Annotated in this window: 16 protein-coding genes; 13 read left to right on the top strand and 3 right to left on the bottom strand. The window is 69.9% G+C overall.

The window, feature by feature from the left end:
• Position 1 precedes the first annotated feature (1 nt).
• Both prfA and BR85_RS08230 read left to right on the top strand, forming a co-directional pair.
• Positions 2-1,081 (top strand): peptide chain release factor 1, encoded by a 1,080-nt coding sequence (prfA, locus tag BR85_RS08235; protein WP_028496111.1) that lies wholly within the window; start codon positions 2-4, stop codon positions 1,079-1,081.
• 309 nt (positions 1,082-1,390) lie between these two features.
• On the top strand, positions 1,391-1,792 hold the full coding sequence (locus BR85_RS08230) for a phage holin family protein (RefSeq protein WP_028496110.1): 402 nt from the start codon (positions 1,391-1,393) through the stop codon (positions 1,790-1,792).
• A gap of 181 nt (positions 1,793-1,973) precedes the next feature.
• On the opposite strand, the gene epsC is transcribed toward BR85_RS08230, so the two are convergent.
• Genes epsC through cysK (BR85_RS08215) form a run of 3 tightly spaced genes read right to left on the bottom strand, consistent with a single transcriptional unit; the run spans position 1,974 to position 4,435 of the window.
• Complete coding sequence (gene epsC, locus BR85_RS08225; protein WP_197018607.1) at positions 1,974-2,543, bottom strand: serine O-acetyltransferase EpsC; 570 nt, start codon at positions 2,541-2,543, stop codon at positions 1,974-1,976.
• Positions 2,544-2,548: 5 nt separating this feature from the next.
• Positions 2,549-3,493 carry a cysteine synthase A gene (gene cysK, locus BR85_RS08220; RefSeq protein WP_028496108.1) on the bottom strand — a complete coding sequence of 315 codons (945 nt, stop codon included), beginning with the start codon at positions 3,491-3,493 and terminating at the stop codon, positions 2,549-2,551.
• A 3-nt stretch (positions 3,494-3,496) separates the two neighbouring features.
• The gene (gene cysK / locus BR85_RS08215) at positions 3,497-4,435 is read right to left on the bottom strand and encodes a cysteine synthase A (RefSeq protein WP_028496107.1); all 939 of its coding nucleotides are present in this window, start codon (positions 4,433-4,435) and stop codon (positions 3,497-3,499) included.
• Positions 4,436-4,560: 125 nt separating this feature from the next.
• Here cysK (BR85_RS08215) and prmC point away from each other — a divergent pair, with 125 nt between their 5' ends.
• The 11 genes from prmC (at position 4,561) to atpD (ending at position 14,563) form a co-directional block, all read left to right on the top strand.
• Positions 4,561-5,454 carry a peptide chain release factor N(5)-glutamine methyltransferase gene (gene prmC, locus BR85_RS08210; protein WP_028496106.1) on the top strand — a complete coding sequence of 298 codons (894 nt, stop codon included), beginning with the start codon at positions 4,561-4,563 and terminating at the stop codon, positions 5,452-5,454.
• A gap of 66 nt (positions 5,455-5,520) precedes the next feature.
• A complete protein-coding gene (locus BR85_RS08205) occupies positions 5,521-6,210 on the top strand; it encodes an L-threonylcarbamoyladenylate synthase (RefSeq protein WP_028496105.1) in 690 nt (229 codons plus the stop codon).
• Positions 6,207-7,367: an MraY family glycosyltransferase gene (locus tag BR85_RS08200; protein ID WP_028496104.1), complete on the top strand. Its 1,161-nt coding sequence runs from the start codon at positions 6,207-6,209 to the stop codon at positions 7,365-7,367. Before BR85_RS08205 ends, BR85_RS08200 begins: the two co-directional genes overlap by 4 nt.
• Positions 7,364-7,870 (top strand): Cg1360 family ATP-synthase-associated protein, encoded by a 507-nt coding sequence (locus BR85_RS08195; RefSeq protein ID WP_028496103.1) that lies wholly within the window; start codon positions 7,364-7,366, stop codon positions 7,868-7,870. The genes BR85_RS08200 and BR85_RS08195 overlap by 4 nt, the downstream gene beginning before the upstream one ends.
• A gap of 125 nt (positions 7,871-7,995) precedes the next feature.
• Positions 7,996-8,784: a F0F1 ATP synthase subunit A gene (gene atpB / locus BR85_RS08190; protein ID WP_028496102.1), complete on the top strand. Its 789-nt coding sequence runs from the start codon at positions 7,996-7,998 to the stop codon at positions 8,782-8,784.
• Positions 8,785-8,830: 46 nt separating this feature from the next.
• Entirely contained in the window at positions 8,831-9,067 is a 237-nt protein-coding gene (gene atpE / locus BR85_RS08185) for an ATP synthase F0 subunit C (RefSeq protein ID WP_028496101.1), read from the top strand.
• A 29-nt stretch (positions 9,068-9,096) separates the two neighbouring features.
• Positions 9,097-9,654 carry a F0F1 ATP synthase subunit B gene (locus BR85_RS08180; RefSeq protein WP_028496100.1) on the top strand — a complete coding sequence of 186 codons (558 nt, stop codon included), beginning with the start codon at positions 9,097-9,099 and terminating at the stop codon, positions 9,652-9,654.
• Positions 9,654-10,442, top strand: a complete 789-nt coding sequence (locus BR85_RS08175; protein WP_028496099.1) for a F0F1 ATP synthase subunit delta — start codon at positions 9,654-9,656, stop codon at positions 10,440-10,442. The genes BR85_RS08180 and BR85_RS08175 overlap by 1 nt, the downstream gene beginning before the upstream one ends.
• 75 nt (positions 10,443-10,517) lie before the next feature.
• Positions 10,518-12,158, top strand: a complete 1,641-nt coding sequence (atpA, locus tag BR85_RS08170; RefSeq protein ID WP_028496098.1) for a F0F1 ATP synthase subunit alpha — start codon at positions 10,518-10,520, stop codon at positions 12,156-12,158.
• A 28-nt stretch (positions 12,159-12,186) separates the two neighbouring features.
• Positions 12,187-13,089: a F0F1 ATP synthase subunit gamma gene (locus BR85_RS08165; protein ID WP_028496097.1), complete on the top strand. Its 903-nt coding sequence runs from the start codon at positions 12,187-12,189 to the stop codon at positions 13,087-13,089.
• A gap of 22 nt (positions 13,090-13,111) precedes the next feature.
• Positions 13,112-14,563, top strand: a complete 1,452-nt coding sequence (atpD, locus tag BR85_RS08160) for a F0F1 ATP synthase subunit beta (protein WP_028496096.1) — start codon at positions 13,112-13,114, stop codon at positions 14,561-14,563.

Genomic DNA, 14,563 nt, shown 5'->3' with positions numbered 1-14,563 from the left:
CGTGTTCGAGTCCGTCCGAGGGCTGATCGCCGAGCACAAGGCCGTTCAGGAGGAACTCTCCGACCCGGCCGTGCACGCCGACGCCGCGCGCGCCAAGCGCGTCAACCGGCGCTACGCCGAGCTGTCGCGGATCGTCGCCGCCCATGACGCATGGGCGGCGGCGACCGACGACCTCGAGGCGGCGCGCGAGCTCGCCAAGGACGACGAGGCGTTCGCCGCCGAGGTCCCGTCGCTCGAGGAGGCGGTCTCCGACGCGCAGGAGCGCCTGCGGCGGCTGCTGATCCCACGCGACCCCGACGACGCCCGCGACGTCATCATGGAGATCAAGGCGGGGGAGGGCGGCGCCGAATCGGCGCTGTTCGCCGCGGACCTCCTGCGCATGTACCTGCAGTACGCCGCCTCGAAGGGGTGGAAGACCGAGCTGCTGGAGCGCAACGAGTCCGACCTCGGCGGCTACAAGGACGTGCAGGTCGCGATCAAGGGCTCCTCGGCCGACCCGGCGCAGGGCGTCTGGGCGCACCTGAAGTACGAGGGCGGCGTGCACCGCGTGCAGCGCGTCCCGGCGACGGAGTCGCAGGGCCGCATCCACACCTCCACGACCGGCGTGCTCGTCTTTCCCGAGGTCGATGAGCCGGAGGAGATCCAGATCGACCCGAACGATCTGAAGATCGACGTCTTCCGCTCGTCCGGGCCGGGCGGTCAGTCCGTCAACACGACCGACTCCGCGGTGCGCATCACGCACGTGCCCACGGGCATCGTCGTGTCGATGCAGAACGAGAAGAGCCAGCTGCAGAACCGCGAGGCCGGCATGCGCGTGCTCCGCGCCCGGCTGCTGGCGAGGCAGCAGGAAGAGCTGGATGCCGCGGCATCCGACGCCCGCCGCTCGCAGATCCGCGGGATGGACCGGTCCGAGCGCATCCGCACCTACAACTTCCCGGAGAACCGCATCGCGGATCACCGCACCGGATACAAGGCGTACAACCTCGATCAGGTCATGGACGGCGCGCTCGAGCCGATCGTCCAGTCGGCGATCGCCGCCGACGAGGAGGCGCAGCTCGCCGCCCTCGGCGGGGATTCCTGACCGCTCGCCGACACCACGCGGCGGATGCCGGCGCCGGCGGCGGTGTGTCCGCCCGAAGGGGCCCCGTGCTCCTGGGTGTGTCACGCCTCCCGCGGGTGATCGCCGGGCGCACCGGCACCCTCTGGGACATCCGCTTATGGCATGTCACAGCACGCGCGGGTCGGCGGCGTCCGCCCCGCAGGAAGCGCGACATGGCGGCGCAGGCGAGCGGATGCTGCAGGCGGGCGGATGCTGCGGGTGCCGGGGCGGGCGGAGACGGGGTCGAAGCGCCGCTCCCCACGTGCGTCCGGGGCCGCTACGCTCGGCGCCATGATCATGTTCCTGCTGCGGGCGCTGGTGTTCCTCGTCTCGGCGGCGATCGGCCTCATCGCGGCCGACCTCATCCTGGACGGGTTCCGCATCGACTGGAGCGACTGGTGGGGCTTCGTCCTCGCGATCGTGATCTTCGCCGTCCTGCAGAGCGTCCTCGCGCCGTGGCTCGCGCGTGTCGCGCAGCGCAACGCACCGGTGCTCCTGGGCGGCATCGGCATCCTCTCGACGTTCGTCGCGCTGGTCGTCGTCGCGCTGATCCCCGGCGCGGGACTCACGATCAGCGGCGCGCTCGCCTGGGTGCTGGCGCCCGTGATCGTCTGGATCGTCACGGCGCTCGCGACCCTGCTGCTGCCGATGCTGCTGTTCAAGAAGAAGGTCGCCGAGCGCCGCGCCGGCTGAGCGCGCCGCCTGCCGGCATCCGCTGTGCTGGAGAGATCCGGACTGCATGAGTTCCGGATGCCGCGCCGCCCGGAGTCAGGCATTCAGCCCACGTCCGGCTGATTCCGCCGGAAACCGCCTGAGCCCGGCCGATCGCCTGAGCCGAGCAGGCACAACGCCTGTCGGCATCCGCCGTAGAGGGCTAGATGAAGTACTCGGGCGCCGTCAGCAGGGCCCGGGTGTCGTCGCCGGCGACGCGGTGCCGGGGCTTGGCGGGAACGCCGACGAGCACGGAGTCGGCCGGGGCGTCCTTCGTGACGACGGCGTTCGCTCCGACGACCGTGCGCGCACCGATGCGCACGGGGCCGAGGATCTTCGCGCCGGCACCCACAGCGACGCCGTCTTCGAGCGTCGGATGCCGCTTCCCGGCGGCACGCGTCCGACCGCCCAAGGTGACCCCGTGGTAGAGCATGACGTCGTCGCCGACCTCGGCGGTCTCGCCGATGACGACGCCCATGCCGTGGTCGATGAAAAAGCGCCGCCCGATCCGGGCGCCCGGGTGGATCTCGATGCCGGTGAGCCAACGGGCCAGCTGCGACACGAAGCGGGCGGGGAAGCGGAGGCCCCGCACCCACAGCGCGTGCGAGAGGCGGTACGCCCAGACGGCGTGCACGCCGGAGTACAGCACGGCGATCTCGAGGCCGCCGCGCGCCGCCGGGTCGCGCAGCTTCGCGGCCGCAAGGTCCTCGCGGACCCGTGCGCGCAGTCCGATCCGGGTCACGACGCCTCTTCCCGCAGGTGCGCGTACAGCGTCGTCGAGAGGTACCGTTCGCCCGAGTCCGGGACGATCACGACGATGCGCTGCCCAGCTGACTCCGGCCGGGCTGCGATCTGCAGGGCCGCCCAGACGGCCGCGCCCGCCGACATCCCCGCGAGGATGCCCTCGCGGGTCGCGAGGCTCCGGGCCACCTCGATCGCATCGTCGAACTCGACGTCGAAGATCTCGTCGACGACGGAGCGGTCCAGCACGGCCGGGACGAAGTTCGGCCCGATGCCCTGGATGCGGTGCCCGCCGGCGCGACCCTCCGTCAGGACGGGGGAGTCCTTCGGCTCGACGAGGGCGACCTGGACGTCGGGGTTGCGCTGCTTGAGCACCTGCCCGACCCCCGTGATCGTGCCGCCGGTGCCGGAGCCCGCGACGAACCAGTCCACCCGCCCGTCGGTGTCACGCCAGATCTCCTCCGCCGTCGTGGCGCGGTGGATCGCGGCGTTCGCCTCGTGCTCGAACTGCCGCGCGAGCACGGCCCCGGGCGTCTCCGCGACGATCCGCTGCGCGGTCTCGACGGCCTCCGTCATCCCCTTGTAGGGGTCGGTGAGGACGAGTTCCGCGCCGTACGCCTTCAGCAGCGCACGGCGCTCCTTCGACATCGACGCCGGCATCGTGAGGATGACGCGGTAGCCGCGCGCGGCGCCGATGAGCGCCAGGGCGATCCCGGTGTTGCCGCTCGTGGACTCGACGATCGTGCCGCCGGGCACGAGCTCGCCGGAGGCCTCCGCGGCCTCCACGAGCGCGTAGCCGAGGCGGTCCTTCACGCTGGCGCCGGGGTTGTAGAACTCGAGCTTCGCGAGGACCTCCGCGTGGAGGCCCTCCGTCAGCGCGTTGAGGCGGACGAGCGGGGTCTCCCCGAAAGCCGTCGTGATGTCGGGATGGATGCCGGGCACGCGTCAGTCTTCGCGCAGGTGCTCGTACAGCGCGGTGGAGAGGTACCGCTCACCGAAGGACGGGATGATGACGACGACGTTCTTCCCCTCGGCTTCGGGGCGCGCAGCGACCTGCAGGGCCGCCCAGACGGCCGCGCCGGAGGAGATCCCCACGAGGATGCCCTCCTTCGTCGCGACCTCGCGCGCGACGCGGATGGCGTCGTCGAACGCGACGTCCTGCACCTCGTCGATGACGGTCTGGTCGAGGATCGCCGGGATGAAGTTGGGGCCGATGCCCTGGATCTTGTGCGGACCCGGCGTGCCCGTGGTCAGCAGCGGCGAGTCGGCGGGCTCGACGGCGACGATCTTCGCGTCCGGCACGCGCTCCTTCAGGACCTGGCCGACACCGGTGATGGTGCCGCCGGTGCCGATGCCGGCGACGAAGTAGCCGACCTGCCCGTCGGTGTCGCGGATGATCTCCTCGGCGGTCGTGCGGCGGTGCACGTCGACGTTGGCCTGGTTCGCGAACTGCTTGGCGAGGATGGCGCCGGGCGTCTCCGCCGCGATCTCCTCGGCCTTCGCGACCGCGCCCTTCATGCCCAGTGCGGGCTCGGTGAGGACCAGTTCGGCGCCGTACGCCTTCAGGAGCATGCGACGCTCGACCGACATCGAGGACGGCATCGTGAGGATGACCCGGTAGCCGCGCGCCGCGCCCACCATCGCCAGGGCGATGCCGGTGTTGCCGCTCGTGCCCTCGACGATCGTCCCGCCCGGCTTCAGCTCGCCGGAGGCCTCCGCGGCATCCACGATCGCGATGCCGATGCGGTCCTTGACGGAGGAGGCGGGGTTGTAGAACTCGAGCTTCGCGAGCACCGTGCCGGGGAGGCCCTCGGCGACGCGGTTGAGTCGCACCAGCGGGGTGTTGCCGAACGCGCTCGTGATGTCGGGGTGGATGCCGGACATGGCCTGCCTTTCATGCGGGTATCTGCGTCGTCCCGCGCGGGGCGGTGACCGTCGGTCAAGCCTACGCGTCTGCCCGGCCGACGGGCCGAATGTGACGGCGGCCGCGGCTAGGCTGGTGCGCGCCCATGAGCTCCACAGACGTCCCGCGCCCGGCCGCCCCCGAACGGCTCGCCGCGCTGATCCGCTCCGCGGCGGCGACGCTCGCCGCCGCGGGCGTGGCGACCCCGGACGCCGACGCCGAGCTGCTCGCCGCGCACGTGTGGCAGCTGAGCCGTGGCGCGCTGGCCGCCGCCGCGATGCGCGGCGACGACGTGCCCGCCGAGGGGCGGGACCGCTTCCTCGACCTCGTCGCGCGGCGGGCGGCCCGCGAGCCGCTGCAGCACCTGACGGGCCTCGCCCCGTTCCGCCACCTCGAGCTGCGCGTCGGTCCCGGGGTCTTCGTCCCGCGCCCGGAGACCGAGATGGTCGCCCAGCTCGCGATCGACGCGCTGCGCGCGGCCGCCGGCCCGGAGCCGGTCGCCGTCGACCTCGGCACCGGATCGGGCGCGATCGCGCTGGCCCTCGCGACCGAGGTGCCGCATGCGCGCGTGCACGCGGCAGAGAACGCCGTCGACGCGTTCGTCTGGGCGAAGGAGAACTTCGCCGCCGTCGGCGCAGCCAACGCCCGTCTCGCCTTCGTCGACCTCGCGGACGCGTTCGGTGAGCTGGACGGCACCGTCTCGGTGGTCGTCTCGAACCCGCCGTACGTGCCGGATGCCGCGATCCCGCGCGACCCCGAAGTGCGCTTCTGGGACCCGCCGTCGGCGCTCTACGGGGGAGCGGACGGGCTCGACGTCGTCCGCATCCTGTCCTCCGTCGCCCGCCGGCTCCTCCACCCCGGCGGGATGCTGGTCATCGAGCACGGCGAATGGCAGGGCGAGCCGATCCGGGCCCTCCTGACCGCCGACGGCTGGCGGGCCGCCGCCACCCACCGCGACCTCACGACGCGCGACCGCGCGACGACCGCGCTGCGCGCCTGACCCCTCGCACCCCGCCCCGGCTCGCTCAGGAAGCGCGCGGCGCGTCCCCTCTAGAATGGTGCGGTTATGTCTCCCGTGTTCGACTGCCGCGACCAGGCCGAGCTGCTCGCCGGCATGCGCCAGGCGCGCCAGGCGATCGGCCGCGGCGAGCTCATCGTCCTCCCGACCGACACGGTGTACGGCGTCGCAGCAGACGCGTTCAGCGCCTCCGCCGTCGCGCGCCTCCTGGCGGCCAAGGGCCGGGGACGCCAGTCGCCGCCGCCCGTCCTCGTCGCAGGGCTCACCACGATGCGCGCCCTCGTGGCCGAGGTCCCCGAGCCGGTCGAGCGCCTCGTGGAGGCGTTCTGGCCCGGGGGGCTCACGATCGTGCTCCCCGCGCAGCCGTCCCTCTCCTGGGATCTCGGCGATACGCACGGCACGGTCGCTGTCCGCATGCCCGCCGAGCCGATCGCCCTCGAACTGCTCGAGGAGTGCGGCCCGCTCGCCGTCTCCAGCGCCAACCTGACGGGCAAGGCCGCCGCGATCGAGGTCGATGCCGCCGTCGACATGCTGGGGGAGAGCGTCGCGGTGTACCTCGACGGCGGAGCGTCGCAGACCGGTGTGGCATCCACGATCATCGACGCGACCGGCCTCGTCGGCCCCGCCCACCGCCCCGTCCGGGTGCTCCGAGACGGCGCCGTCGACCGCGCGGCCCTTCGCGGCATCCTCGGCGACCTGCTCGAGGACGACCCCGCCGAGGCCGGCGGCGCTGCGTGAGGCACTACGTCTTCACCTTCATCCTGACCGCGGCGGTCACGCTCGCGCTGACCTGGGTCGTGCTGCGGGTCAGCCTCCGATACAAGCTCTACCCGGCGATCCGCGAGCGCGACGTCCACAAGACCCCGACACCACGGCTCGGCGGCGTCGCGATGTTCCTCGGGGTGGTGTTCGCCTTCGCGCTGTCGTCGCAGGTGCCCTACTTCGCGATCCTCTGGCAGAACCCGGCGCGCATCTGGTCGATCCTCGGCGCGACGCTGCTCATCGTCGTGATCGGCGTCGCCGATGACCTGTGGGACCTCGACTGGATGATCAAGCTGGGCGCGCAGTTCCTCGCCGCCGGCATCATCGTCGGGTTCGGCGGCATCCAGATCTTCGCCATCCCGATCGGCGGTCAGCTGCTCTTCTCCAGCTGGCAGAGCTTCCTGCTGTCGGTGTTCGCGATCGTCATCGTCATGAACGCGGTGAACTTCATCGACGGCCTGGACGGGCTCGTCGCCGGCGTCGCCCTCATCGCCAACGGCGTGTTCTTCGTCTACGTCTACCTCGTCGCCCGCGACCGGGGCTTCGACAGCTACTCCAGCCTCGCGCCGTTCATCGCCGTCGTCCTCGTCGGGGTCTGCCTCGGCTTCCTCCCGCTGAACTGGAACCCGGGCAAGATCTTCATGGGCGACTCGGGCGCGCTCATGCTGGGCCTGCTGATGGCGACCGCCTCCATCGTGGTGACGGGCGACCTCGACCCCGACGTGCTCGGCGACAACGACGTGTTCGGCCGCTCCCAGCTGCTCGGGGCGTTCATCCCGATCCTCCTGCCCGTCGTGATCGTGCTCCTCCCGCTGCTCGATTTCGGGATGGCGGTCATCCGCCGGATGGCGAAGGGGAAGTCGCCCTTCTCCCCGGACCGCAAGCACCTCCACCACCGCATGCTCGACATGGGGCACACCGACCGCAACGCCGTCATCGTCTTCTACGCGTGGACGCTCGTCGTGAGCCTCGCGGTGCTGCTGATGTACATCGGCACGACCGCCGACTGGCCGGGGCTGTACTGGCCCGGGGTCGCCTACCTCGCCGTCGGGGTCGCCGCGTGCCTCATCGTCACCCTCCCACCCGCCCGCGCCCCGCGCCGCGTCCCGGCCCGACAGGAACCCACCCCATGACTCGTCCGACCGTCTCCAGCACCCCGGTCCTGCGCACCACCCTGCTGTGGTCCGCCGGCGCCACCGCAGCCCTCGCCGTGATCGGCGCGATCACCGGGTACGCGGTGGCCGGCACCGAGGGGCTCTGGAGCGCGCTCGTCGCCGTGCTCCTGGCCGCCGTCTTCCTGGGCCTCACCGGCGCCAGCATCCTGATCGCGAACCGTTGGTACGGCGACGCCCTTTACATCCCCATCTTCTTCGGCACCGTGATGGGGGCGTGGGTGGTCAAGTTCATCCTCTTCATCGTCGCCCTCGTCGTGCTGCGGGGGCAGCCGTGGCTGAACCCGCCGGTGTTCTTCGTCGCCCTCATCGCCAGCGTCGTCGCCTCGCTCGTGATCGACGTCGTCGTCATGACGCGCATGCGCATTCCGCACGTCAGCGACGTGACGCTGCCGACCGCGGCGGACCTGGGGGAGGACGGCGGCGAGGCCGCCCCCGAGGTCGGAGGCGCCCCGCGGGACTGATACGCTGTTTCTGCGCCCGCCCGCTCTTCGGAGCGATTGCGCAGTGACGCTCACCGACCATCGTCGCCTCGGCTGACACCGATGCCCCGAAGCTGGAGCCAGCGCTGTTTACTCAAGCTGCGAACATGTTCGCCACCACCGCCGAAGACAACGGCGGATTCCATGGACCGTCGATCGATGAGTTCTTCCCCGACGCCGTCTTCCAGATCGGCGCGCTGGAGATCAACCGGATCCACCTGATCCAGTTCCTCGCCACGATCGCTATCGTCGTGATCTTCCTGCTCGGCACGCGCCGCATGACGATCGTGCCGGGACGCTTCCAGAGCCTCGTCGAGATGGGCCTGGATTTCGTCCGCGTCAACATCGCCGAGGACCTCCTCGGGAAGAAGGACGCGCAGCGCTTCCTGCCGATCCTCACGACGATCTTCTTCATGACGCTGTTCATGAACCTGACCGGCGTCATCCCGTTCCTGAACATCGCCGGCACCGCGATCATCGCCGTGCCGCTGCTGCTGGCCGTGGTCAGCTACGTGACGTTCATCTACGCCGGCATCAAGAAGAGCCCGAAGAACTTCTTCAAGAACGCGCTGTTCCCCTCCGGCGTCCCGTGGCCGATCTACATCATCGTCACGCCGATCGAGCTGATCTCGACGTTCATCATCCGGCCGGTCACCCTGACCCTCCGACTCCTCATGAACATGATGGTCGGCCACCTCCTGCTGGTGCTGTTCTTCGCCGCCACCCAGTTCTTCCTCTTCACGGCCGGCGGCTGGTGGTCGGCGCTGGCCGCAGGCTCCCTCGCGTTCGGCTTCATCTTCACCCTGTTCGAACTCCTGGTGGCTGCCCTCCAGGCCTACGTCTTCACCATCCTCACCGCGGTCTACATCCAGCTCGCGGTGGCAGAAGAGCACTGAGCGGGCGGGCACACGCCCACCCACCCAACTGAAAGGAAACACCCCCGTGGACGCAACTACGGTTCTCGCCGAGGTCTCCGGTTCCATCGCGACGGTCGGCTACGGCCTCGCCGCCATCGGCCCCGCCATCGGCGTGGGCATCGTCGTCGGCAAGACGATCGAGGGCGTCGCCCGTCAGCCCGAGCTGGCCGGCCGCCTGCAGGTCCTGATGTGGATCGGCATCGCCTTCACCGAGGCGCTCGCCTTCATCGGCATCGCCACCGCCTTCATCTTCGGCTACTGATCGCGCTTTCCCAGTCTTAAGGAGACAGGATGCTGAACGCTCTTGTCGCGTATGCGGCGGAAGAGGGTGCCACTGCGCACAACCCTCTCATCCCGGCGTGGTACGACATCATCTGGTCGGCGGTCTGCTTCGTCGTCATCCTCTTCGTCTTCTGGAAGGTGGCCCTTCCGAAGATGAAGGCGCTGCTCGACCAGCGCGCCGAGGCCATCGAGGGCAACATCGCGAAGGCCGACGAAGCCCAGCGCAAGGCCGAGGCCGCGCTCGAGGAGTACACCTCGCAGCTCGCCGAGGCGCGCAAGGAAGCCGGTGAGATCCGCGACGCCGCCCGTGAGGACGGGAAGAAGATCGTCACCGAGGCCAAGGAGACCGCGTCCGCCGAGGCCGCCCGCCTCAGCGCCGCCGCGCACACGCAGATCGAGGCGGAGCGCCAGTCGGCGCTGGTCTCGCTGCGCAGCGAGGTCGGCACGCTCGCGCTCGACCTGGCCGGCGGCGTCATCGGGGAGACCCTCTCCGACGACGCGAAGGCCCAGGCCGTCGTCGACCGCTTCCTCGCCGACCTCGAAGCCTCCGAGAAGGCGACGAACTGATGGGCAGCGCGACCACTCATGCGCAGTCGGCTGCGACCGCGGCATTGGATGCCGTCGGCCCCGTCGACCTGGGCGTCGCCCACGAGCTGTTCGCCGCGGCGCGCGCGCTCGGCGGGACGTCGCAGCTGAGCGGCGCGCTCTTCGACTCGACGGCTCCCACCGGGGCGCGGATCAACGTGGTCGCAGACGTGTTCGCCGGCTTCCAGCCGACGACCGTGTCGCTGCTGCAGACCGTCGTCGCCGAGCGGTGGTCGTCCGAGGACGACCTCATCACGGGCATCGAGGATCTCGCGATCCGCGCGGCGGCGATCGCCGACGCGGCCGCCGACGTCGACGGTGAGCTGTTCGAGCTCATCCGCGCGATCGCCGGCAACGCCGAGCTCGAGCTCGCCCTCGGCAGCCGGCTGGGTGGAGCGGACGCCAAGGGCGCCCTCGTGGAGTCGATCCTGAAGGGCCGTGCCAGCAGCGCGACCACCCTGATCGCCTCGTCGCTGGTCCAGCAGCCGCGCGAGCGTCGCGTGCGCTCGCTGCTGACCCACGCGCTCCGCCTCGTCGCGGACCAGCGCGGACGCACCGTGGCCACCGTGTACACGGCGGCGCCGCTCAGCGACGCCCAGCGCACGCGCCTGGAGCGCACCCTCGGCCAGCGGTACGACGCCGAGGTCTCGCTGAACGTCGTCGTCGACCCCACGGTCGTCGGCGGCCTCCGCATCGAGATCGGCGACGACGTGATCGACGCCACCGTCTCCTCCCGCCTCAACGACCTGCGTCAGAAGCTCGCGGGCTGACACTTCCCGCCCCACCGGGGGCGGACACGGCAGGGCCCGGCTCTGCGACACAGACATTGCACAAGAAGGAAGACCATGGCAGAACTGTCCATCAGCCCCGACGTCATCCGTGACGCGCTGAAAGACTTCGTCGCCGCCTACGAGCCCACCGGGGCCGCGGCGACCGAAGTCGGCACCGTCGTCGACGCGGCCGACGGCATCGCCCACGTCGAGGGTCTGCCCGGCGTCATGGCGAACGAGCTCGTCCGGTTCGACAACGGCGTGGAGGGTCTCGCGCTGAACCTCGACGAGCACGAGATCGGCGTCGTCGTTCTCGGCGACTTCTCCGGCGTCCAGGCCGGCCAGAAGGTCACCCGCACCGGTGAGGTCCTCTCGGTCCCCGTCGGCGACGGCTACCTGGGTCGCGTCGTCGACCCGCTCGGCAACCCGATCGACGGACTCGGCGAGGTCGCCTCGGAGGGGCGCCGCGCCCTCGAGCTGCAGGCGCCCGGCGTCATGCAGCGCAAGAGCGTCCACGAGCCCATGCAGACCGGCATCAAGGCGATCGACGCCATGATCCCCGTCGGCCGCGGCCAGCGTCAGCTCATCATCGGCGACCGCCAGACCGGCAAGACCGCGATCGCGATCGACACGATCATCAACCAGAAGGCCAACTGGGACTCCGGCGACGTGAACAAGCAGGTGCGCTGCATCTACGTCGCGATCGGCCAGAAGGGCTCCACGATCGCCGGCGTCAAGGGCGCGCTCGAGGACGCCGGTGCCATGGAGTACACGACGATCGTCGCGGCTCCCGCATCCGACCCCGCCGGCTTCAAGTACCTCGCCCCCTACACCGGCTCGGCCATCGGCCAGCACTGGATGTACGGCGGCAAGCACGTCCTCATCATCTTCGACGACCTGTCGAAGCAGGCCGAGGCCTACCGTGCCGTGTCGCTGCTGCTCCGCCGCCCGCCGGGCCGCGAGGCGTACCCCGGCGACGTCTTCTACCTGCACTCGCGTCTGCTCGAGCGCTGCGCGAAGCTGTCCGACGAGCTGGGCGCCGGCTCCATGACCGGTCTGCCGATCATCGAGACGAAGGCCAACGACGTGTCGGCCTACATCCCGACGAACGTCATCTCGATCACCGACGGCCAGATCTTCCTGCAGTCCGACCTGTTCAACGCGAACCAGCGTCCCGCGGTCGACGTGGGCATCTCGGTGTCCCGCGTCGGCGGTGACGCCCAGGTCAAGTCGATCAAGAAGGTCTCCGGCACGCTCAAGCTCGAACTGGCCCAGTACCGCTCGCTCGAGGCGTTCGCGATGTTCGCCTCCGACCTGGATGCCGCCTCGCGGCGCCAGCTGGCGCGCGGTGCTCGCCTCACCGAGCTGCTCAAGCAGCCGCAGTACGACCCGTACCCCGTCGAGGAGCAGGTCGTCTCGATCTGGGCCGGCACCAACGGCAAGCTCGACACGATCGAGGTCGAGGACGTCCTGCGGTTCGAGCGCGACCTGCTCGACCACCTCAAGCGCAACACGACGGTCCTGGACCGGCTGCGCGAGACGAACGTCCTCGACGACGACACCGTCGTCGAGCTGACCAAGGTCACCGACGATTTCATCCTGGAGTTCCAGGGCGGCAAGGGCCAGGCCATCAACAAGCCGGGTCACGAAGAGGTCGCCGCCGCTCACGAGGAAGACGTGAACCAGGAGAAGATCGTCAAGGGCCGCCGCGGCTGAGCCGCGTCGCTGCTGAGACACAGAACCCATGGGCGCTCAACTCCGGGTCTACAAGCAGAAGATCTCTTCTGCTCAGACGACCAAGAAGATCACGAAGGCGATGGAACTCATCGCGGCTTCGCGCATCCAGAAGGCGATGGCGCGCGTTCGCGCGTCCTCTCCCTTCGCGCGTGCCGTGACGCGGGCCGTCTCCGCCGTGGCGACGCACTCCAACGTCCAGCATCCGCTCACGACGGAGCGCGAGGTCATCCGCCGATCGGCGGTCGTGATCTTCGCATCCGACCGGGGCCTTGCCGGTGCGTTCAACTCGCAGATCCTCCGCGAAGGCCTGCAGCTGGCGGAGCTCCTCCGCTCGCAGGGCAAGGAGGTCGACTACTACCTCGTCGGTCGCAAGGCGGTGGGCTTCTTCCAGTTCCGCCGCATCGCGTCCGCCGGTGAGTGGGTCGGCGACACCGACACGCCGCACTTCAACACGGCCGAGCAGATCGCCGGCGCCCTGCTGGGCGCCTACGACCTGGGCGGCGACGAGGGCGGCGTGGACGAGATCCACCTCGTGTACAACCGGTTCGTCAGCATGATGACGCAGTCGCCCGAGACGGTGCGCCTGCTTCCGCTGGAGGTCGTCGAGGCCGACGAGGCGGAGTCCGCCACGAACCAGGTGTACCCGCTGTACGAGTTCGAGCCGAGCCCGGAGACCGTGCTGGACGCACTCCTGCCGGTGTACGTGCAGAGCCGCGTGTTCAACGCGCTCCTGCAGTCCTCGGCGGCCAAGCACGCGGCGACGCAGAAGGCCATGAAGTCGGCCAGCGACAACGCGGACAAGCTCATCACCGATTACACGCGCCTGCGCAACAACGCGCGCCAGGCGGAGATCACGCAGCAGATCGCCGAGATCGTCGGCGGCGCCGACGCTCTGGCGTCGGGCAAGTAAGACCAACCGAAAGAGACAGACAATGACCACCGTCACTGCCGAAGCCGCCGAGACCACGGTCGTCGGTCGCGTTGCGCGCGTCACCGGCCCCGTCGTCGACATCGAGTTCCCGCACGACTCGATCCCCGACATCTACAACGCTCTGAAGACGACGATCACGATCGGCCAGGAGCAGACCGAGATCACGCTCGAGGTCGCCCAGCACCTCGGCGACGACCTCGTGCGCGCCATCTCCCTCAAGCCCACCGACGGCATGGTCCGCGGGCAGGAAGTGCGCGACACCGGCGGGCCCATCACGGTCCCCGTCGGCGATGTCACCAAGGGCAAGGTCTTCAACGTGACCGGCGACGTCCTCAACGGCGCGCCCGGCGAGACCATCGAGGTCACCGAGCGCTGGGGCATCCACCGCCAGGCGCCGAACTTCGATCAGCTCGAGTCGAAGACCCAGATGTTCGAGACCGGCATCAAGGTCATCGACCTCCTCACGCCCTACGTCCTCGGCGGCAAGATCGGCCTCTTCGGCGGCGCCGGCGTCGGCAAGACGGTCCTCATCCAGGAGATGATCCAGCGCGTCGCGCAGGACCACGGCGGTGTGTCGGTGTTCGCCGGTGTCGGCGAGCGTACCCGTGAGGGCAACGACCTGATCCACGAGATGGAGGAGGCGGGCGTCTTCGACAAGACCGCCCTCGTCTTCGGCCAGATGGACGAGCCGCCGGGGACGCGTCTGCGCGTCGCCCTGTCGGCCCTGACGATGGCGGAGTACTTCCGCGACGTGCAGAAGCAGGACGTGCTGCTGTTCATCGACAACATCTTCCGCTTCACGCAGGCCGGCTCCGAGGTCTCCACGCTGCTGGGCCGCATGCCCTCCGCCGTGGGATACCAGCCGAACCTGGCCGACGAGATGGGTGTGCTCCAGGAGCGCATCACCTCCACGCGCGGACACTCGATCACCTCGCTGCAGGCGATCTACGTCCCCGCCGACGACTACACCGACCCGGCCCCCGCGACGACGTTCGCGCACCTGGATGCCACCACCGAGCTCTCCCGTGAGATCGCGTCGAAGGGCCTCTACCCGGCCGTCGACCCGCTGACCTCGACGAGCCGCATCCTGGACCCGCGCTACATCGGTGCCGACCACTACCGCGTCGCCACCGCCGTGAAGCAGATCCTGCAGAAGAACAAGGAGCTGCAGGAGATCATCGCGATCCTCGGTGTCGACGAGCTGTCCGAGGAGGACAAGGTCGTCGTCTCGCGCGCCCGCCGCATCCAGCAGTTCCTCTCCCAGAACACCTACATGGCGAAGAAGTTCACCGGTGTCGAGGGCTCCACGGTCCCGATCAAGGAGACCATCGAGTCGTTCGACGCCATCGTCAAGGGTGACTTCGACCACGTCGCCGAGCAGGCGTTCTTCAACGTCGGCGGCATCTCCGACGTCGAAGAGAAGTGGGCGCAGATCCAGAAGGAGAACAACTGA

This window comes from Microbacterium sp. UNCCL10, from assembly GCF_000746195.1.
GTDB classification, from domain to species: domain Bacteria; phylum Actinomycetota; class Actinomycetes; order Actinomycetales; family Microbacteriaceae; genus Microbacterium; species Microbacterium saccharophilum.
This window is presented reverse-complemented; position numbering and strand designations above follow the sequence as displayed.